Origin of the sequence: Stenotrophomonas veracruzanensis, assembly GCF_032911525.1 — a bacterium.
GTDB classification, from domain to species: Bacteria; Pseudomonadota; Gammaproteobacteria; order Xanthomonadales; family Xanthomonadaceae; genus Stenotrophomonas; species Stenotrophomonas africana.
In genome coordinates this window covers 41352-61193 of sequence record NZ_JAWJTI010000014.1, presented here as the reverse complement: position 1 = coordinate 61193, position 19842 = coordinate 41352, and the positions used below count along the sequence as shown (strand labels likewise).

Sequence of the window (19842 nt, the reverse complement as noted above, 5' to 3'; positions counted from 1 at the left end):
CATGGGCCCGAGGCATGCCTCGGGCGGGTTGGGCAGGACGCCCAACCCCGGTCTTGCCGTGTGCGCAGGACAGCGCACACGAGCAAGGCGCGACCGAGCCTACAGGGACGTATTTACGGCGTCCCCCGCAACCGGACCCACCCCGCCATCCCTCAGCAAAACAGCTTCTGCTCTGGCTCTGGCTCGTAGCGGGTGCAGGGCGCAGCCCTGCATCGACCAACCCCCTACTTTTTCAGGAAGTTGTCCACCAGCAGATGCTTCACGTCGTCGAAGCGACCGTTCAACACGGCCTTGGCGGCGTACAGCGCCGTACCGGCCACCTGCTTCGCCTCGATCTGCGGCGGCATCACCAGCTCGGCGCGACTGGTATGCACGTCCAGCAGCGCCGGACCGCGCTGGGACAGGAAGTCCTGCACTGCTTCCTCCAGGTCCTCGCTGCGGGTGACCGTGCGGCCGTGGAAGCCGATCACCTCGGCCAGGCGACCGAAGTCCGGGTTCTTCAGGTCGGTGTAGTTGTCCAGCAGGCCTTCCACCTTCTGCTCCAGCTCGACGAAATTCAGCGAGCCGTTGTTGAACACCACCACCTTGATCGGCAGGTTTTCCTGCACCGCGGTCAGCAGGTCACCCAACAGCATCGCCAGGCCACCATCGCCGGACAGCGAAATCACCTGCCGGCCAGGAAACGCCTTCTGCAACCCCAGCGCCTGCGGCATCGCGTTGGCCATGGTCCCGTGCAACAGGCTGGTCAGCGTGCGGCGGCGGCCATTCACCCGGATATGCCGCAGCACCCATACCATCGGAGAACCCCCGTCTGCGGTGAACAGCGCATCGTCGCTGGCGTGCTTTGACAGCAGCGCGGTCAGGTGCTGCGGATGGATCAGTTCGCCTTCGCCCGGTTGTTCTTCCTGTTCGCGCTTCTTCAGCGCCTTGTCGCGACGTTCGATGCACTCGTCCAGGAAACTGCTGTCCTCGCGCGGCGGCAGCATCGGCAGCAAGGCATCCAGCGTCGGGGCAATATCACCGACCACGCCCAGGTTCACCGGGTGGCGGCGGCCGAGGTGGCTGCCATCGCGGTCGACCTGGATGATCGTGGCCTTGTCCGGGTAGAACTGGCCCCAGGCGAAATCGGCGCCGAGCAGCAGCAGCGTGTCGCACTCCATCAGCGTGTGGAAGCCGGACTCGATGCCGAAGATGCCGGTCATGCCCATGTTGTACGGGTTGTCCGGCTCGACGAAGTCCTTCGCGCGCGACGTGTGCGCGATCGGTGCCTGCAGGCGCCGGGCCAGTTCGAGCAACTGCGCGTGCGCGCCCTGGCAACCAGCGCCGGCATAGACGCCGATGCGCTTGCCCTGCCCCAGCAGCTCGGCGATGCGCTGCAGTTCCGCATCGGAAGGGCGCAGCACTGGCTGGGTGTAGTGCACCGAGAACGGCACATCGTGCTTCACTTCGGCCTGGCTGATATCGGCCGGCAGGATCACCACCGCCACGCCGCGGCGGCTGATCGCCGCCTGGCAGGCCAGCGTGACCACGCGACGGGCCTGTTCGGCGCTGTGCACCTGCTCGCAGAACACCGAGCAACTGGCGTACACCGCCTTGAAGTCCACTTCCTGCGGGAATTCCATGCCCAGCTCGCTGGTCACCACCTGGCTGGCGATCAGCACCATCGGCGCGCGGTTACGGTTGCTCTCGAACACGCCGTTGATGAAATGCAGGCTGCCGGGGCCGCAGGAGCCAGCGCAGGCGGTCAGTGCGCCACTCACCAGCGAATCCGCGCCAGCAGCAAAGGCTGCCACTTCTTCATGCCGCACGTGCACCCAGGCGATCTCGCTGCCATGCATCGCATCGGTCACATGGTTGAGCGTATCGCCCACGATGCCGTAGCAACGGCGGACACCGGCCTGCTGCAGGGCGTCCACCACGATTTCGGCCACGCGCTTGCTCATCGGATACATCCTCGAACGGGGGAACGTCCGAGGCTAGACCCGGTGAAGTGATGCCCCCGTGGGCAAGGCGCGCATCGCCTCGATGCGCAAACTTCAGACGGATGTCTCGTCAATCGTTGACGTTGATCCAGCCCACCACCGCGCCCTGCTTCGGGTTGCGGTAGCGCAGCTTCATCCAGCCATCGTGTTCATCCAGCATTTCCACACGATCGCCTTGCACCAGATAACGCTTGGTACTGGATGCACCGGGCCGGTCGAACAGGAACAGGCGCGCCGCCAGCACAGAGGCCTGCTGGCCACGCAGCGGTCCGTCGGGCGGTGCGCCCAGACCATCGGCAATGGCCGTCTCAAGCACGTTTCCGGCGGCATCATAGGTGCGCCAGACTGCCAACGGCCCCTGCTCGTCGGTCTGCACCCAATGCAACGCGGCGTTCAGCGTGTCGCCCAGCATCAACACGCTCTCGGAGCGGTACAGATAGAGCTGCGTACCTGCAAACCGGTACTGATCGGTGTACCACATCGGGCCACTGCGGCAGCTGCTGGTCAGGGTGCGGCTCGAACGATCGACAGTCAGCCCCATCAAGTCACCGCAACTGTCCTTGCCGTGGGTGTCGGCCTGCAGCGCGCGGAAGCCGGCACTGGCCGGATCGAAGCGGTACACCGTCACCGCTTCGTTGACCATGCCCACCGATGCACGTGCAATCAGTTCCGGGTAGCCATCGAAATCGACATCCTCCAGACCCCATCGCGAATTGCCGTCGGCATCCGCCGCGCCTTCCAGCGTCTGGCGCTTGCCCGACGGCGACAACTGCACGGCGACGCTGCTGTCCTGCTGTGGATCGGCGTGCGCCTGCACGTGAGCGGCGACCTGGAAGCGTAGCGTTTCGCCGTCGCCCTCATTGGCCTCCGCCGTCGGCAGCCACAGGCCTGCCAGCAGCAGGCCCAGCACGTAGTCCCTGTGTTTCATCGTCTATCCCTGCGGCGCCACGATGGCCCCTTCAGGTCAGAACGATACCTCGACCGGCTGCCGCGACCACAGCACCGATTGATGCTTGGTCTGCTGCTTCCACGCCAGGCGGATGGCTTCGATATCGGCGCGGCGTTGCGGGGTGTCCTCGTGAAGCACCACCAGCACCTTGGTGCGCAGGCGGTTGGGCGAGGCATCACCGCGGAACAGCCACTGGCCGTAGGCATCGAACACGGTCAGGCCATCCGGAAAGCGCGGGGTCACTTCCTTGTCCAGGAAGGTGCGCCACTGCGCCTCGCTGATGGTGTCGGCCTGCGGGCGGTTGCCGGCGCCTTGCTCTTCGCCTACGCCGAAGTACAGCTCGCTGCGCACCCAGCCGTGGCCGGCGGACGGGCGTGCAGCATCGCCCTTCAGTTCGGCGGTGGTGGCTGTGGCATAGGCGCTGGGCGCCTGCGAAGAGAGGCTGGCGCAGCCACTGGTGGCCAGCAGCACGGCGAAGACGAGGCCAAGGTGTTTCATCGGTACAGCTCCGGGGAAGGGGGGACAGGGCGAGCCGGCAGCGTACAGCGCCACTGGCCCGGCGTGCTGATGCCAACCGGGCATCAGCTCATGCCGGACCGGCAGGGACTTGCATCGGCACCGGCCATCACGCGAAGATAATATATCGCTTCATCCGGATGGATGTAAGTGAAACTATCTCCCCCTTCCCTGTCGTCGTTGTTGCTGGAGCCCCCATGTCCGTCCGCCTGCCCGCGTCGCCGCTCGGCCTCGCCATCGCCCTTGCGCTTTCCTCCGCCGCCGTCCCGGCCCTGGCCCAGGACGCCACCAACCTGGACACGGTGATCGTCACCGGCACCCGTGCCGCCGACCGCACCGTGCTCGAATCCACCTCGCCGGTAGACGTGCTCACCGCCGAGGACATCCGCAAGGCCGGCGTGGTCAACGGTGAACTGGGCAGCGCGCTGCAGGCGCTGCTGCCGTCGTTCAACTTCCCGCGCCAGTCCAACTCCGGTGGCGCCGACCACGTGCGCGCGGCACAGCTGCGCGGCCTGTCGCCGGACCAGGTGCTGGTGCTGGTCAACGGCAAGCGCCGCCACCACACCGCGCTGGTCAACACCGACAGCAAGATCGGCAAGGGCACCACCCCGGTTGATTTCAATTCGATCCCGGTCAGCGCGATCAAGCGCATCGAAGTGCTGCGCGACGGCGCCGGCGCACTCTACGGCTCGGATGCGGTGGCCGGTGTGATCAACGTGATCCTCGACAACGGCGGCGACGGTGGCGAGATCGAGGCCAGTTACGGTGCCAACCACACCGACCTGAACCCGATCGGGCGTACCCTTACCGACGGCCAGACCGGCAACATCAGCGCCAAGGTCGGCACCTCGCTGGGCGAGGACGGCGGCTTCCTGCGCGTCGGCCTGGAGTACAAGCACCGCAACGGCACCAACCGCGCCGGCTTCGACCAGATTCCCCCGTGGGACCAGACCCCGGGCAACCTGGCGCTGCAGGGCAAGCGCAACTATGTGCTGGGCGATGGCAAGAGCAAGGACATCAACCTGTGGCTGAACACCGATATCCCGGTGGGCCAGACCTCGACGTTCTACGCGTTCGGCACCTTCAACCAGCGCGATACCGAAGGCGCAAACTACTTCCGCTACCCCGATGGCGATGCCAACTGGAAGCAGGTCTATCCGAACGGCTACCGGCCGATCTCCGAGGGCGAGAACCGCGACGTGCAGGCCGTGGCCGGCGTGCGTGGGCAGTGGGGCGAATGGAGCTACGACGGCAGCCTGGATTACGGCCAGAACGACTTCACCTACCGCCTGCGTGATTCGCTCAACGCGTCGCTTGGCCCGACCAGCCCGACCCGCTTCAAGACCGCCGACTACGAGTACGCGCAGACCGTGGGCAACCTCGACCTGAGCCGCGTGTACACCCAGAGCGAAAGCATCAGCCACACCCTGGGCCTGGGCGTGGAAGCGCACCATGAGCGCTACCAGACCCGTCCCGGCGACCCGGCCAGCTACGCCGCCGGCCCGTACACCGACCGCCCGACCGGTTCGCAGGCCGGTGGTGGCCTGACCCCGCAGGATGCGGCGCGCCTTTCGCGCGATGTCGCCAGCGCCTACGCCAGCCTGTCCAGCCAGTTCGGTGAGAAGTTCTCCACCGATCTGGCCGCCCGCTACGAGCACAACGACGATTTCGGTGGCGAACTGACCGGCAAGCTCGGCCTGCGCTACGAATTCACCCCGGCGTTCGCGTTGCGTGGCGCCATCTCCAACAACTTCCGCGCGCCGTCGCTGGCGCAGATCGGCTACGAGTCCACCTCCACCGGCTACAACGCTGGCGGCCAGCTGGTGCAGGGCCGCCTGCTGTCGGTCAACAATCCAATCGCGCGTGGCCTGGGTGCGCAGAATCTGAAGCCGGAGAAATCGCTGAACACCTCGCTGGGCTTCACCAGCCGCATCGGCGAGCATTTCGACCTGTCACTGGACTTCTTCCAGATCGACATCGACGATCGCATCGCGCTGTCGGAGAGCATCACTGGCGATGCACTGACCGATTACGTGGCGGCCAACTACGGCGTCAGCGGCCTGCAGAGCGCCAGCTTCTTCGTCAATGCCGCCGACACCCGTACCCGAGGCGCCGAGCTGGTAAGCAACTGGCGCCAGTCGCTGGGCGATGGCCAGCTGCTGTTGACCGGCACCTATGCGTATACCAAGACCACGCTGAAGAACGTGCTGGCCACGCCGGCACAGCTGCGTGCGCTGAATCCGGACTACGTGCTGTTTGGCATCGAAGAGACCAACACGCTCACCGATGCCACACCGCGTACGCGCGGCAGTTTCTCGGCGGCATGGAGCAACGACCACTGGTCGCTGAGCACCCGCGTGAACCGCTACGGCAGCGCCACCCGCGTGTTCAACTTCGGTGACGGCTACATCCCGCGCCAGACCTACCAGGCCGAATGGCAGCTGGATGCCGAAGTGGAGTACCGCATCACGCCGCAGTGGAGCGTGGCCATCGGCGGCCAGAACCTGACCGACAACTATCCGGATCGATCCAACAGCGATATCCACTACTTCGGCAACCTGCCGTACGACGTGCTGTCGCCGATCGGCAGCAACGGCGCCTACTACTACGGCCGCGTCCGCTATACGTTCTGATCGCTCTTGTTGGGTGCGGACCGTTGATCCGCACGACACGGTAGTGCCGGCCGCTGGCGGGCAACCGCAGGCTGCATCCATGAACCATGAAGTTGCCGGCCAGCGGCCAGCACTACCCTGATTCGTAGCCTGCCCTCGACCCCACGTACACGCGCACGCTGGCAAGCTGCGCGTCATGGCTGAACCGCTCCCCCTGCGCCCGCCACCGCCATTGCTGGACGACGCGTGCGCGTTGTTCCTCGATGTCGATGGCACCCTGATCGAATTCGCTGCACGCCCGGACGCCGTGCAGCTGCTGCCGGATGTGCGTGAAGCCATCGGCCGCATCAGCGACCGCCTGGAAGGTGCCGTGGCACTGGTCAGTGGTCGCCCGCTTGAACAGCTGGATCAACTGTTCGCGCCTTTGAAGCTGCCCGCCGCCGGCCTGCATGGCCACGAACTGCGTGGCGAGGACGGTCGTGTGCTGCGCGACGAACACGACGACGATACCGCCGAGTGGCTGCACGCACTGCACCAGCAGGCGATGCGCTTTGCCCACGGGTATCCCGGCGTACTGGTGGAAGACAAGGGCGTCGGCCTGGCCCTGCACTGGCGCGGCGCGCCGCACGCCGCCAGCGATGTCCGCGCCTTCGCCGACCGCCACGTGCGCGGCCGTGCCAGCTACCGCCTGCAACCTGGCGACCATGTCGTCGAGTTCGTGCCCGTCGGCACCGACAAGGGCCGTGCCGTGCGCCGGATGATGCAGTACCTGCCCTTCCGTGGCCGCCTGCCGGTGTTCCTCGGTGACGACCTCACCGACGAATTCGGCTTCGACGCCGCCAACGGCCAGCATGGTTGGAGCGTGCTGGTGGGCGAACGTGAACCCAGCAAGGCGGTGTTCGCGCTGCCCGACATACGCAGCGTGCACGCCTGGCTGCGTGAGAATGCCTATTGACCCGGCCACCCCACGGCCGCAACCGAGATGTACCGCGTGATGACCCAACCCGATCTTGATCTGGGCGTGGTCGGCAACGGCAGCTTCGGCGCCCTGGTCGACAAACGTGCCCGCGTTGTCTGGAGCTGCCTGCCCACCTTCGACGGCGACCCCACCTTCTGTGCCCTGCTCGGCCCCAACCAGCAGACCGGTGGCGACTTCGCCATCGAGCTGGAGGACTTCGCGAGCAGCGAGCAGGAATATCTGACCAACACCGCGATCCTTCGCACCGTCCTGCGCGACGCGCATGGTGGTGAACTGGAAATCCTCGATTTCGCCCCCCGCTGGCGCCAGAATGACCGTTTCTACCGCCCGGTCAGCCTGATCCGCCAGGTGCGTCCGCTGGCCGGCAGCCCCCGCATCACCGTACGCGCACGCCCGCTGGCGGACTGGGGCGCACGCGTGCCCGAGTCCACCTGGGGCAGCAACCACGTGCGCTGGATCCTGCCGGAGCATGTGCTGCGGCTGACCACCGACGTGCCAGTGCGCTTCGTACGCGACGGCCTGCCATTCGTACTCAACCATCCCGTCCACCTGATCCTGGGCGTGGATGAATCCCTCAACCGCTCGATCAGCGGCTACGTGCAGGAAGCCTTCCAGCGTACCCGCGACTACTGGCGCGAATGGGTGCGCTACCTGTCCATTCCGCTGGAATGGCAGGACGCGGTGATCCGCAGTGCGATCACCCTGAAGCTGTGCCAGTACGAGGACAGCGGCGCGATCATCGCGGCGATGACCACCTCCATTCCGGAAGCCCCCGGCAGCGTGCGCAACTGGGACTACCGTTACTGCTGGCTGCGTGATGCCGCGTTCGTGGTGCGTGCGCTGAACCGCCTCGGCGCGACGCGCACGATGGAACAGTTCCTCGGCTACATCTTCAACCTGGCCACCACCGACGGCACGTTGCAGCCGCTTTATGGCATCGGCTTCGAGGCCAAGCTGGACGAGGATGAGGTTCCCAGCCTGTCCGGCTACCGTGGCATGGGCCCGGTACGGCGCGGCAATCTGGCCTGGGTGCAGCGCCAGCACGATGTCTACGGCAGCGTGGTGCTGGCTTCCACCCAGCTGTTCTTCGACCGGCGCCTGCAGGACCCGGGCGATGCGCACACCTTCGCCCGCCTGGAACCGCTGGGCGAACAGGCATTTGCCCTGCACGACGTACCCGATGCCGGCCTTTGGGAGTTCCGCGGCCGCACTGAAGTGCACACTTACACCAGCGCGATGTGCTGGGCGGCGTGCGACCGCCTGTGCAAGATCGCCGTGCGGCTGAAGCGTGATGACCGCGCACGCTACTGGCGCGAGCGCGCCGACACCATCCACGCCCGCATCATGGCCGAATCCTGGAGCGAGGAGCTGGGCCACTTCACCGATACCTTCGGCGGCCATCGGCTGGATGCCTCGTTGCTGCTGCTGGCCGACATCGGTTTCATCGACGCGATGGATGCACGCTTCATTGCCACCGTCGATGCCATAGGGCGCGACCTCAAGCATGGCAATTCGCTTTACCGCTATGTCGCACCGGATGACTTCGGCGAGCCTGAAACCAGCTTCACCATCTGCACCTTCTGGTACATCGATGCGCTGGCGGCAATCGGGCGCATGGACGAAGCGCGCGAGATGTTCGAGCTGCTGCTGAAGCAGCGTAACCACCTGGGCCTGCTGTCGGAGGATCTGGCCTTCGACAGTGGCGAAGCCTGGGGCAACTTCCCGCAGACCTATTCGCACGTTGGCCTGATCACAGCCGCGATGCGCCTGTCGCGGTCCTGGCAGGAGGCATCGTGAGTCGTCTGGTGGTGGTTTCAAACCGCGTGGCCGTGCCGGGCGAGAACCGCGCCGGCGGCCTGGCGGTGGGCCTGCTGGCCGCGCTGAAGGAACGCGGTGGCATGTGGTTCGGCTGGAGTGGCAAGAGCGTGCGCGACGGCAGCGGCACGCTGCACACACAGAAAGACGGTGACATTGAATTCGTCACCCTCGACCTGAGCAAGCGCGAGGTGGACGGCTACTACAACGGCTTCGCCAACCGCACCTTGTGGCCGCTGCTGCACTTCCGCCTGGATCTGGTCGACTACGACCGTGGCACGCGCGAGACCTACCACAAGGTCAACGCGCTGTTCGCTGACAAGCTGGCGCCACTGTTGCGCGAGGACGACATCGTCTGGATCCACGATTACCACCTGATCCCGCTCGGCGCACTGCTGCGCGAGCGTGGCATCGGCTGCCGCATCGGCTTCTTCCTGCATATCCCGATGCCGTCGGCCGACCTGCTGCAGGCGATGCCCGACCACCTGCGGCTGTTCTCCGCGCTGTATGCCTACGATCTGGTCGGCTTCCAGACCCAACGCGACGCCGATCGCTTCCAGACTTACCTGCGCCTGTTCGGTGGCGGTCGCGTACTCGACAACGGCGAGCTGGAAGCACCGGGCGGGCGCCGCTTCCGTGCCGCTGCCTTCCCGATCGGCATCGACACCGAGCTGATCGCACGCCAGGCCGGCACCGCCGCGACTAAGGCTGCGGTGAAGAACCTGCGCAACAGCCTGCGTGACCGCCAGCTGGCGATCGGCGTCGACCGCCTGGATTATTCTAAGGGCCTGCCCGAGCGCTTCCTCGGCTTCGAACGGTATCTTGAGCGCCATCCCGACCAGCGCGGCTCGCTGACCTACCTGCAGATCGCCCCGGTCTCGCGCGGCGATGTCACCGAGTACCGGCAGCTGCGCAGCCAGCTGGAACAGATCGCCGGGCACATCAACGGTGGCCACGCCGAACCTGACTGGACACCGCTGCGCTACGTCAACCAGAACTTCACCCATGCCACCCTCACCGGCTTCTACCGGGCGGCGGCGGTCGGCCTGGTCACGCCGTTGCGCGATGGCATGAACCTGGTGGCCAAGGAATACGTCGCCTCGCAGGACCCGGAAGATCCCGGCGTGCTGGTGCTGTCGCTGCTGGCCGGCGCCGCCGACGAACTGAAGCAGGCACTGCTGGTGAACCCGCATGATCTGGACGGCGTGGCCGATGCCATCGCCACCGCAGCAACGATGTCGCTGCGCAAGCGCAAGGAACGCTGGCACGCGATGATGGATCACCTGCGGACCTATGACATCAACCACTGGCGCCGCAGCTACCTGGACGCGCTGGAGGGCTGAAGCACGCGTTCCTGTAGAGCCGAGCCATGCTCGACTGCTATTAGCAGGAGAAAAAGCAAGTCGAGCATGGCTCGACTCTACAGAAGACAGGCGATCAATCCAGGAACCGCGCGGCCTGCTCCGGTGCGGGCAGGTAACAGGCGTCGTGCCGCCCGAACCAGCGATAACGGTTGCGCGCCAGCGCGCGATACGCGGCATCTCTCCAGCCGCGCGGCACTGACCGAAGCACGCCGCTCAGGCGCCAGGCGCCGCCTAATCCCGCCAGCACACGCAGGATCGCATCGGTATCGGTCCAGGCGCCCTGCGCATCCAGCAACAGGAATGACATCGGGTCCTGCGGATCCAGCCCGTGCGTGCGCAGCATCGCACTGCCCTGCGCCCCCTGCATCGCCGCAAAGCGGTAGCGCCCCCTGCGGTCGAAACGCAGCAGGAAACGCACCCAGCGGTTGCATAGCGCGCATACGCCATCGAACACGATCACCGCATTGCCGGCCTCGACGCCAGCCTCAGTGCGGTTCGAGCCAGCCTTCATAGCGGATCAGGGCTCCCACCCAGGGCAGCGTCACATCGACCAGGAAAGTGTAACGCTCACCCTGCCAGGCTTCACGGCAACGCACGCCACCAAACCAGCGCCTCGGCAGCGGCAGCAGCCGGAAGGCCCAGACCCGACGGACCGACCAGTCGATGCCACCCTCGTGCGCCTGCAGATCAAATTCGAAGCGCACCGCGCCCAACTGCTCGCGCAGGTATCCCTCGTGGCCCCACAGCCGCGACGCCATCGGCCAGCGGCCAAAACGCCGCGCCCATTGCTCGCCCTGCCCGCGTGTATTGAACGCCACCTCGGTCGGCAGCGCATCGCCGTCCTTCGGCAGCCGCGCCAACGCGGCCAGCACGGGTACCAGCCAGTGCGGCCCACGCTTGATCCGTGCCTGCCCTGCGTAGCGGCACGGCAGTGGTGCGGCATGCAGCGCCTGCACCGGCGCCGCCAGGCTGGCGAAGGCCGGCCCCAGCACGCGCGCGAACAGCGGCAGGGTCAGGGCGCGATCCAGGCCAGCGTCGCCATGCGCCCGGTGCGACGGTCGCGCCGGTGCGAATACAGGTCCGGATCGGCCATGGTCGACACCGTACCGCCATGCACCTGCGCCGGGTCCATGCCCGCCGCCTGCAGGCGCTGCCGTGCCAGGGCGAACAGGTCCACCTTCCAGTGGCCCGGCCGGGTCGCCACGAAGGCCGCCTCGGCAGCCGGATCGTGCCCGACGAAGGCGTGGTAGACCTCCTCGCCGATCTCGTAGTCAGCCGGCCCGGCGGCGGGGCCCAGCCAGGCCCGCAGCTGCGCCGTTGGGGTCTGCATGGCGGCCACGGTGGCCTCCAGCATGCCGTCGGCCAGCCCGCGCCAACCGGCATGGGCGGCGCCCACCTCGCTGCCATCGACAGCGGCGAACACCACCGGCAGGCAGTCCGCGGTCAGGATCGCCAGCACCACGCCCGGCACCGAGGTCACCGCGGCATCGGCCACCGGCTCGCTCGCTCCTTCCACAGGTGGTGCGTTGAAGCGCAGCACCGTACTGCTGTGCACCTGGCGCAGCCAGTGCGGTGCTGACGGCAGCGCCAGCCCCTGCTGCAGCAGCTGGCGGTTGTGCTCGACGTTGGCCGGGGTGTCACCATCGGCCGCGTGCCGGTTGCCCAGGTTGAACTGCGCGAACGGTGCCGGCGAAATGCCCGCGCCGTGCCGACGCGTGGTCAGCGCATGGATGCCCGGAGGCGCCGGCCAGTCCGCCTGCAGCACCGGCAGCGCGGCCGCCATCACCAGCGATCCCGCTCGCGCGCAGCGAACGCTTCGCTGTCTTCGCGCAGCACCTTCATCAGGTGCAGCATGTCGTCCGGCACCGGCGCAGTGTTGCGCACCGGCTCACCGGTGATCGGATGGGTGAACTCAAGCGTCTCGGCATGCAGGGCCTGGCGCTTGAAGCCACGCAGCGCGGCCACGAGCTCGTCGCTGGCGCCCTTGGGCAGCTTCAGTGCACCGCCGTACAGCGGGTCGCCGATGATCGGATGGCGCACGTGCGCCATATGCACGCGGATCTGGTGGGTACGGCCGGTCTCCAGGCGGCACTCCAGCGCGGTGTGCGCACGGAAGCGCTCGCGCAGGCGGTAGTGGGTGATCGCTTCCTTGCCGTCTTCGCGCACCGCCATCTTCAGGCGGTCACGCGGGTGGCGGTCGATCGGGGCATCGGCGGTACCGCCGGCCACCAGCGCACCCATCACGATGGCCAGGTACTGGCGATGCACGTCGCGTGCGGCCAGCTGCTCGACCAGCGCGGTCTGCGCTTCCAGGGTCTTGGCCACCACCATTACGCCGCTGGTGTCCTTGTCCAGGCGGTGCACGATGCCGGCGCGCGGCAGCACCGCCACCGACGGGTCGCGGAACAGCAGGGCGTTGACCAGGGTGCCGCTGTGGTTGCCGGCCCCCGGGTGCACCACCAGGCCCACCGGCTTGTTGATCACCAGCAGGTGCTCGTCCTCGAACAGCACGTCCAGCGGGATGTCCTCCGGCTGGGCGTCGGTCTGGGTTTCGAGCACCACGTTGAGGGTCACGACCTCGCCGCCGCGCAGCGGATCGCGCGGGCGCACCTGGGCACCATCCAGCAGGACGTCGCCCGTCTTGATCCACTCGGTCAGGCGCGAACGCGAGTATTCGGGGAACAATTCGGCCACCACGGCGTCGAAACGACGGCCGGCGGCGGTGTCGGGGACGATGGCCTGGCGGGCCGATTCAGAGGGTTGTTCAGACATGGCAGGGGGGATTCTTTGAAATTTTGGGGTCCCGGCGGCCGGTTTCAGTCGCTGGACAGGACACTAGGCTATCATCGACCCTTCGTATTCCAGCCGCGTCCCGCCTCGACCTCATGATCCGACGCTCCGCCATGCTCTCCGCGCCCGTCCGCCTCACCGCCCTGCTGCTGGTGCTGGTCATCGCCGCCACTGGCTGCCACCGTGGTGCCAAGAAGGGCGATCGCCCCGATGAAGGGACGCCGGTCGAACAGTTGTACGAGAAGAGCCACAAGCTGATGCAGGGTGGCAACTGGAGCGGGGCTGAATCCAGCTTCCGCCGCCTGGTGGCCCAGTATCCGTACGGCCCGTACACCGAACAGGCGATGATCGAAACCGCCTACGCACAGTACAAGGCCGGCAAGCACGATGACGCGGTGTCCAGCATCGACCGCTTCATCCGTACCTACCCGACCCACCGCAACATCGCGTACATGTACTACCTGCGCGGCCTGGCCAACTCCAATCGCAGTACGGTTTTCCTGCGCCGCGTATGGTCGCTGGATGCAAGCCGCCGCGACCTGTCCACGCCGCACCAGGCGTATTCGGACTTCAACATCGTGGTGGAGCGCTACCCGAACAGCCGCTATGCCGCCGATGCGCGCCAGCGCATGCTGGAGCTGCGTGACGTGTTCGCCCAGCACGAGCTGGACAACGCCCTGTACTACATGCGCCGCGGCGCCTGGGTCTCGGCCGTGGGTCGCGCCAACTACCTGCTGGAAACCTACCCGCAGAGCGCCTTCCAGTACGACGCCGTAGCTGTGCTGGCCGATTCCTACACCCACCTGGGCAACAAGACCCTGGCCGACGACGCCCGCCGCGTCCTGCAGCTGAACCAGCCGGACCACCCGTGGCTGGAAGGCAAGTGGCCGAAGTACCCGTGGATGATCCGCAAGCTGAACCCGTTCGCCGGCGAGAAGTCCGCCAGCACCGGCCAGCGCAACGCGCGACTGGAAAAGAAGTAAGAAAAGGGCCCCGCAAGGGGCCCTTCCCTTTTGTAGAGTCGAGCCATGCTCGACTGCTCTTCGCAAGACGCACCACGCACGACGCTCCTTCATCGGCGGCATCCCGCATCCCGTCTAGGAATTCTACGAATCCCCGGCGGATGCGACGCCGGTCGCAGCCTGCTCTGGCGAGGCCCTCCACACTGCGGCGCAATGGCCATCCCGGCCGTGAAGGAGCGCCCCATGACCCCACCGCCCCGCCGTATCCGCCCCCTGGCCTGCCTCCTCGCCACCACCCTGCTGACGCTGTCCTCCGGCCCCTTGGCTGCCGCACCGGATGCACCGGGCGATCTGCTGTCCGCGGCCCCCTATCGCGCGTCATGGGTACCGTCCAAGGCCGCGCAGGCCTACAAGCTGCACTACCGCACCCCGGACCATCGCGGCCGGCTGGCCGAAGGCACCGGCCTGCTGTACCTGCCCGCCGGCGCGGCTCCTGCAGGTGGCTGGCCGGTGGTGTCGTGGGCACATGGCACCCAGGGCATCGCGGACCGCTGTGCGCCTTCAGTGTCCGGCCCCTACCAACCCGAACGCGACGGACGCTTCCTCGATCAGTTCCTGGCACAGGGCTATGCGGTGGTGGCCGCAGACTACCAGGGCCTCGGCAATCCAGGTGACCATGCCTATCTGCATGTGCGCACTGCCGCGCGCAACGCCATCGACCTTATCAAAGCCAGCCGCCAGTACCTGGGCACCGCAACGCTGTCGCCGCGGTGGGTCTCGGTCGGCCATTCGCAGGGCGGCGCCGCCGCGCTCACGGCAGGCCACATCGCCCCCACCTATGGCGGGCCGGCGTTGCACTACCGCGGCAGCTTCACCACTGGTACGCCCACCGCGGTCGAGCTGACCGCGCTGGTGATGAAACCGGACAACCGCACCGCCAATCCTGGCGCGCTCAATGCGTATCACGCGTATCTGCTCGATGGCCTGCTGCAGGTCGCGCCGCAGATCGACCGCGTCCTCAGCGACACCGGCCGCGCCCGCGTGGCAGTGGCACGCGAGCAGTGCCTGGGCGAACTGGCCGCCACGCTGGACGGTACGAATACCGGCAGCATGTTCACTGCACCGCTGACCAGCGTGCCGGGCATCTGGGCGGTGTTGTACGACTATCTCGGCATACCGCGCCGCGGTTTCAGCCAACCGCTGATGCTGGGCCACGGCAGCGAGGACCGCGACGTGCCCTATCTGACCACCCTGCTGTATGCCGCAGGCCTGGCCCTGCGTGGTGAGCCGGTCGCGTTCCGACGCTACCCGGTCGACCACCGCGGCACGCTGGACGCGGCCGCTGCGGATGGCCTGGCGTTCGTGCGCGCACGGCTGGGGGATGCGCACTTCAATGAAGCGGCCGAGACCGCCCATCTGGAACAGGTACTGGACGAGTCCCCGTAAATCCAAGCCATGCGTGGACAGCCCGAAATGTAGAGTCGAGCCACGCTCGACTGTCTCTGAGCCGAGCATGGCTCGGCTCTACAACAGATCCACGCCCACGCGTGGAGGGCCCGGTAGCGGCGGGCCAAGGCCCACCGCCCGCTGCCTCAGCCCTTGTAGCCGTTGCTGATCGGGTAACGACGCTCACGGCCGAACGCCCGGCGCGAGACCTTCGGCCCCGGCGCGGCCTGATGCCGCTTCCACTCGCTGATGCGCACCAGGCGCAGCACGCGGTCGACTACGGCCGCGTCGTAACCGGCGGCCACGATCTCCGTGCGCGACTGCTCCTGGTCGATGTAGCGGTACAGGATGCCGTCCAGCACGTCATAGGCCGGCAGCGAATCCTGGTCCAGCTGGTTCTCGCGCAGCTCGGCCGACGGCGGACGGCTGATCACCGCTGGCGGGATCACCGGCGCGCCACCCACGGTGTTGCGCCACTTGGACAGCCCGAACACCTCGGTCTTGTACAGGTCCTTCAGCGGCGCGTAGCCACCACACATGTCGCCGTAGATCGTGGCGTAGCCGACCGCGTACTCGCTCTTGTTGCCGGTGGTCAGCAGCAGGCCGCCGAACTTGTTGGCCAGCGCCATCAGGATCACGCCACGACTGCGTGACTGCAGGTTTTCCTCGGTCACGTCCGGGGTCGTGCCTTCAAACATCGGCGCCAGTGATTCCATCAGGCCCTTGAAGGCCGGTTCGATCGACACCGCCTCCAGCTTCACGCCCAGTGCCTGGCACTGTTCCGCGGCCAGATCATTGGACAGGCCGGCGGTGTAGCGCGACGGCAGGCGCACCGCCGTGACGTTATCGGCGCCCATCGCGTCCACGGCCATGGCCAGCACGATCGCCGAGTCGATGCCGCCGGACAGGCCCAGCCACACCTTCTTGAAGCCGTTCTTGCGGCAGTAGTCCTGGATGCCACGGGTCACCGCGCGCCAGGCCAGCGCGTCCATGCTCTCGTCGCCGTCGTCCATCCACACGTGCGGCATGAAGCGGCGGGTTTCACCGTCGTACTCCACCACCAGCCATTGGTCGACGAAGGCGGCGGCGGCCGGGTGCACGGTACCGTCGCCATCGGCCACCACCGAGGCGCCGTCGAACACCAGCGCGTCCTGGCCACCGACCACGTTGAGGTAGGCAATCGCTGCCCCGCTCTCACGGGTGCGCGCCGCCAACACGGCGTCGCGCTGGGCGTGCTTGCCACGCTCGTACGGCGAAGCATTCGGCACCACCACCAACTGCGCGCCAGCGCGCATGGTGTCGGCCATCGGCTCGGCAAACCACAGGTCCTCGCAGATCAGCAGGCCCACCGGGATGCCGTTGATCTCGAACACGCAGCTGCCGCCATCCGGATCGACATCGAAGTAGCGGCGCTCATCGAACACCGCGTAGTTGGGCAGCTCGCGCTTGCGGTAGGTCTGCTCCACCAGGCCGTCACGCAGCACGCTGGCGGCGTTGTAGACCACCGCGCCGGCGGCCTGCGGCCAGCCGACCACGGCGGTGATGCCACGGCAGGCGGCGGCGATACGACCGATCGCCTGCTCGCATTCGTACAGGAAGCCGGGACGCAGCAGCAGGTCTTCCGGCGGGTAGCCGCTCACCGCCAGCTCGGGGAACATCACCAGCTCGGCACCGTACTCGTCGCGCGCCTGGCCGATCATCTCGATGATGCGCTCGGTGTTGCCGGCGACATCGCCGACCGGGAAATCGAACTGCGCCATCGCGATGCGGATCGAAGCCATGGGAATCCAGCCTGTGGTTGCAATGCCGCCATTGTAGCGCTGCGCCATGCGCGCGCCGGACACGCTCCCTGCGTGGACAGCCCTGGCTCAGTAACTCCACGCCATGCGTGGATGGGGTTACCGGGATGGCCGGGCACCAGACGCAGAAAGGCCGCCCGGGGGCGGCCTTTCTGTTTCAGCAGCCGGCCAGCGGCCGGCTCTACAGCATCGTCTGCCGGAGGCAGTCGATCTTATTTCACCAGCTTGGCGATGGCAGCGCCCAGGTCGCCCGGCGAGCGCACGGTGACGACACCGGCCGCTTCCATGGCAGCGAACTTGCCTTCGGCAGTGCCCTTGCCGCCCGAGGCGATCGCACCGGCGTGGCCCATGCGCTTGCCGGCCGGAGCCGAAGCACCCGCGATGAAACCGACGACCGGCTTCTTCACGTGGTTCTTGATGTACTCGGCACCGGCTTCTTCAGCGTCGCCGCCGATTTCGCCAACCATGATGATGCCTTCGGTCTGCGGGTCTTCGTTGAACAGCTTCAGGCAGTCGACGAAGTTCAGGCCGTTGATCGGGTCACCACCGATGCCGATGCAGGTGGACTGGCCCAGGCCGACTTCGGTGGTCTGCTTGACCGCTTCATAGGTCAGGGTGCCCGAACGCGACACGATGCCGATCTTGCCCGGCTGGTGGATGTGGCCCGGCATGATGCCGATCTTGCACTCACCCGGGGTGATGACGCCCGGGCAGTTCGGCCCGATCAGCACGGTGTCCGGATGCGAACGGGTCAGCACGTTCTTGACGCGCAGCATGTCCAGCACCGGGATGCCTTCGGTGATGCAGACGATGACCTTGATGCCGGCAGCAGCGGCTTCCAGGATCGCGTCGGCCGCATACGGCGGCGGCACGTAGATGACCGAAGCATTGGCGCCGGTGCTCTGCACGGCGTCGGCAACGGTGTTGAAGACCGGCAGGTCGATATGGGTGGTGCCACCCTTGCCCGGGGTCACGCCGCCAACAACCTGGGTGCCGTACTCGATCATCTGAGTGGCGTGGAAGGTGCCCTGCTGGCCGGTGAAGCCCTGCACGATCACCTTGGTGTTCTTGTTAATCAAAACAGACATGGGAATTCCTTGGTGTCGGATCAGGCAGCGTTCTTGACAGCTTCAACGATCTTCTTGGCGCCATCGTTGATGTTGTCAGCCGGGATGATGGCCATGCCGCTGTCACGCAGCAGCTGCTTGCCTTCTTCCACGTTGGTGCCTTCCAGGCGCACCACGACCGGAACCTTGACGCCTACTTCCTTCACGGCGGCGATGATGCCTTCGGCAATCATGTCGCAGCGGACGATGCCGCCGAAGATGTTGACGAAGATGCCTTCAACCTTGTCCGAGGACAGGATCAGCTTGAACGCTTCGATGACGCGCTGCTTGTTGGCACCGCCGCCCACGTCCAGGAAGTTCGCCGGCTCGCCGCCGTTGAGCTTGATGACGTCCATGGTGGCCATGGCCAGGCCGGCGCCGTTCACCATGCAGCCGATGTTGCCGTCCATGGTGACGTAGTTGATGTCCAGCTCCGAAGCGATCACTTCGGTCGGATCTTCCTGGGTCTTGTCGCGCATGGCGACCAGGGCCTTCTGGCGGAACGCGGCGTTGTCGTCGCTGTCGAACTTGCCGTCCAGCGCGTACAGGTTGCCGTCGTCCAGGATGGCCAGCGGGTTGATTTCAACCAGGGCCAGGTCCTTTTCGTTGAACAGGCGGTACAGATTCACCATGATGCTGGCGAACTGGCCGGCCTGCTTGGCGGTCAGGCCCAGCTTGAAGCCGAAATCACGGCCGTGGTAACCCTGCACGCCTTCGACGAAGTCGACGTTCAGCGAGTGGATCAGCTCCGGGGTTTCAGCGGCGACCTGCTCGATCTCCACGCCGCCTTCCGAAGAGGCGATGTAGGTGATGGTCTTGGTGCCACGGTCAACCAGCACCGACAGGTACAGTTCCTTGACGATCTCGCCGGCGGTGGTCACCAGCACCAGGTTGACCGGCAGTTCAACGCCAGCGGTCTGGTAGGTGGCCATCTTGGTGCCGAGCATCTTGGCCGCAGCGGCCTTCACGTCGTCGGTGGTCTTGCAGAACTTGACGCCGCCAGCCTTGCCGCGGCCGCCAGCGTGGATCTGCGCCTTGACCATCCAGGGGCCCTGGCCCAGGGAGTTGGCAGCGGCAACCGCTTCGTCCGGGGTCGCAGCGACCTTGCCGGCCGGGACCGGGATGCCGTACTCGGCAAGCAGTTGTTTTGACTGGTATTCGTGGAAATTCATGCGTCACCGTGGGAATAGGAACGACCGCACGCAATTCCTCAGGGCCCCGGCGGGGCGCCGGCATGGACCGCGGCGGGCCCACTATTGTGGCCGAGCCAGCGCCGGGGCGCAAAGAAGTCTGTACAAAACGCCACAGCCGGCCAGATTTCCACCGTCATTCAGGCAGTTGCGCCCGGGCCGCGGTTGGCCACCGGTATCCACAGCGGGCCAAATGCGCGATCCAGAGCGCTCCGGCGGCACCTGTCCGTGGGCCCTATACTGGTCAGCCAGGGTGTGTAGAGTCGAGGTTGCTCGACCGCTTCCACCGCAGGCCACATCGAAGCGACGAACCCGCCCGGCTTCAGGGGATG

16 protein-coding genes are annotated in these 19842 nt (G+C 66.6%); 6 read left to right on the top strand and 10 right to left on the bottom strand.

The window, feature by feature from the left end; all coding sequences use genetic code 11:
* Window positions 1–224 precede the first annotated feature (224 nt).
* The 3 genes from R1H25_RS11220 to R1H25_RS11210 all read right to left on the bottom strand — a co-directional run bounded on the left by R1H25_RS11220 (window position 225) and on the right by R1H25_RS11210 (window position 3429).
* The gene (locus R1H25_RS11220) at window positions 225–1943 is read right to left on the bottom strand and encodes a thiamine pyrophosphate-dependent enzyme (RefSeq protein ID WP_317223605.1); all 1719 of its coding nucleotides are present in this window, start codon (window positions 1941–1943) and stop codon (window positions 225–227) included.
* A 109-nt stretch (window positions 1944–2052) separates the two neighbouring features.
* A complete protein-coding gene (locus tag R1H25_RS11215; RefSeq protein WP_317223604.1) occupies window positions 2053–2910 on the bottom strand; it encodes an SH3 domain-containing protein in 858 nt (285 codons plus the stop codon).
* A 36-nt stretch (window positions 2911–2946) separates the two neighbouring features.
* Window positions 2947–3429, bottom strand: coding sequence for a DUF3574 domain-containing protein (locus tag R1H25_RS11210; RefSeq protein WP_005410781.1), 483 nt, complete (start codon window positions 3427–3429; stop codon window positions 2947–2949).
* 215 nt (window positions 3430–3644) lie between these two features.
* Here R1H25_RS11210 and R1H25_RS11205 point away from each other — a divergent pair, with 215 nt between their 5' ends.
* The 4 genes from R1H25_RS11205 to otsA all read left to right on the top strand — a co-directional run bounded on the left by R1H25_RS11205 (window position 3645) and on the right by otsA (window position 10196).
* The gene (locus R1H25_RS11205; protein ID WP_317223603.1) at window positions 3645–6080 is read left to right on the top strand and encodes a TonB-dependent receptor; all 2436 of its coding nucleotides are present in this window, start codon (window positions 3645–3647) and stop codon (window positions 6078–6080) included.
* Window positions 6081–6255: 175 nt separating this feature from the next.
* Complete coding sequence (gene otsB, locus R1H25_RS11200) at window positions 6256–7014, top strand: trehalose-phosphatase (protein WP_049447463.1); 759 nt, start codon at window positions 6256–6258, stop codon at window positions 7012–7014.
* Between the two features lie 39 nt (window positions 7015–7053).
* Window positions 7054–8835, top strand: a complete 1782-nt coding sequence (locus R1H25_RS11195; protein ID WP_317223602.1) for a glycoside hydrolase family 15 protein — start codon at window positions 7054–7056, stop codon at window positions 8833–8835.
* Window positions 8832–10196: an alpha,alpha-trehalose-phosphate synthase (UDP-forming) gene (otsA, locus tag R1H25_RS11190; RefSeq protein WP_154349547.1), complete on the top strand. Its 1365-nt coding sequence runs from the start codon at window positions 8832–8834 to the stop codon at window positions 10194–10196. The genes R1H25_RS11195 and otsA overlap by 4 nt, the downstream gene beginning before the upstream one ends.
* Window positions 10197–10290: 94 nt before the next feature.
* Here otsA and R1H25_RS11185 read toward each other — a convergent pair whose 3' ends face one another.
* From R1H25_RS11185 to rluD, 4 genes are read right to left on the bottom strand one after another with little or no spacing between them, the layout of a single operon-like run.
* Window positions 10291–10728 (bottom strand): thiol-disulfide oxidoreductase DCC family protein, encoded by a 438-nt coding sequence (locus R1H25_RS11185; protein ID WP_317223601.1) that lies wholly within the window; start codon window positions 10726–10728, stop codon window positions 10291–10293.
* Window positions 10703–11227 (bottom strand): DUF4166 domain-containing protein, encoded by a 525-nt coding sequence (locus tag R1H25_RS11180; protein WP_317223618.1) that lies wholly within the window; start codon window positions 11225–11227, stop codon window positions 10703–10705. Before R1H25_RS11180 ends, R1H25_RS11185 begins: the two co-directional genes overlap by 26 nt.
* Before the next feature lie 2 nt (window positions 11228–11229).
* Complete coding sequence (gene pgeF, locus R1H25_RS11175) at window positions 11230–12000, bottom strand: peptidoglycan editing factor PgeF (RefSeq protein WP_317223600.1); 771 nt, start codon at window positions 11998–12000, stop codon at window positions 11230–11232.
* A complete protein-coding gene (gene rluD / locus R1H25_RS11170; protein ID WP_049447468.1) occupies window positions 12000–12989 on the bottom strand; it encodes a 23S rRNA pseudouridine(1911/1915/1917) synthase RluD in 990 nt (329 codons plus the stop codon). The genes pgeF and rluD overlap by 1 nt, the downstream gene beginning before the upstream one ends.
* Before the next feature lie 113 nt (window positions 12990–13102).
* Between rluD and R1H25_RS11165 the strand changes: the two genes are divergently transcribed.
* Together R1H25_RS11165 and R1H25_RS11160 are read left to right on the top strand one after the other, a co-directional pair.
* Window positions 13103–13990, top strand: a complete 888-nt coding sequence (locus R1H25_RS11165; RefSeq protein WP_317223599.1) for an outer membrane protein assembly factor BamD — start codon at window positions 13103–13105, stop codon at window positions 13988–13990.
* A 222-nt stretch (window positions 13991–14212) separates the two neighbouring features.
* Complete coding sequence (locus tag R1H25_RS11160) at window positions 14213–15415, top strand: lipase family protein (protein WP_317223598.1); 1203 nt, start codon at window positions 14213–14215, stop codon at window positions 15413–15415.
* A gap of 146 nt (window positions 15416–15561) precedes the next feature.
* On the opposite strand, the gene R1H25_RS11155 is transcribed toward R1H25_RS11160, so the two are convergent.
* The 3 genes from R1H25_RS11155 to sucC all read right to left on the bottom strand — a co-directional run bounded on the left by R1H25_RS11155 (window position 15562) and on the right by sucC (window position 19492).
* Window positions 15562–17196 carry an NAD+ synthase gene (locus R1H25_RS11155; RefSeq protein WP_317223597.1) on the bottom strand — a complete coding sequence of 545 codons (1635 nt, stop codon included), beginning with the start codon at window positions 17194–17196 and terminating at the stop codon, window positions 15562–15564.
* A gap of 230 nt (window positions 17197–17426) precedes the next feature.
* Window positions 17427–18302, bottom strand: a complete 876-nt coding sequence (gene sucD, locus R1H25_RS11150; RefSeq protein WP_005410793.1) for a succinate--CoA ligase subunit alpha — start codon at window positions 18300–18302, stop codon at window positions 17427–17429.
* A gap of 20 nt (window positions 18303–18322) precedes the next feature.
* Window positions 18323–19492, bottom strand: coding sequence for an ADP-forming succinate--CoA ligase subunit beta (gene sucC, locus R1H25_RS11145; RefSeq protein WP_004154430.1), 1170 nt, complete (start codon window positions 19490–19492; stop codon window positions 18323–18325).
* Between the last annotated feature and the right edge of the window lie 350 nt (window positions 19493–19842).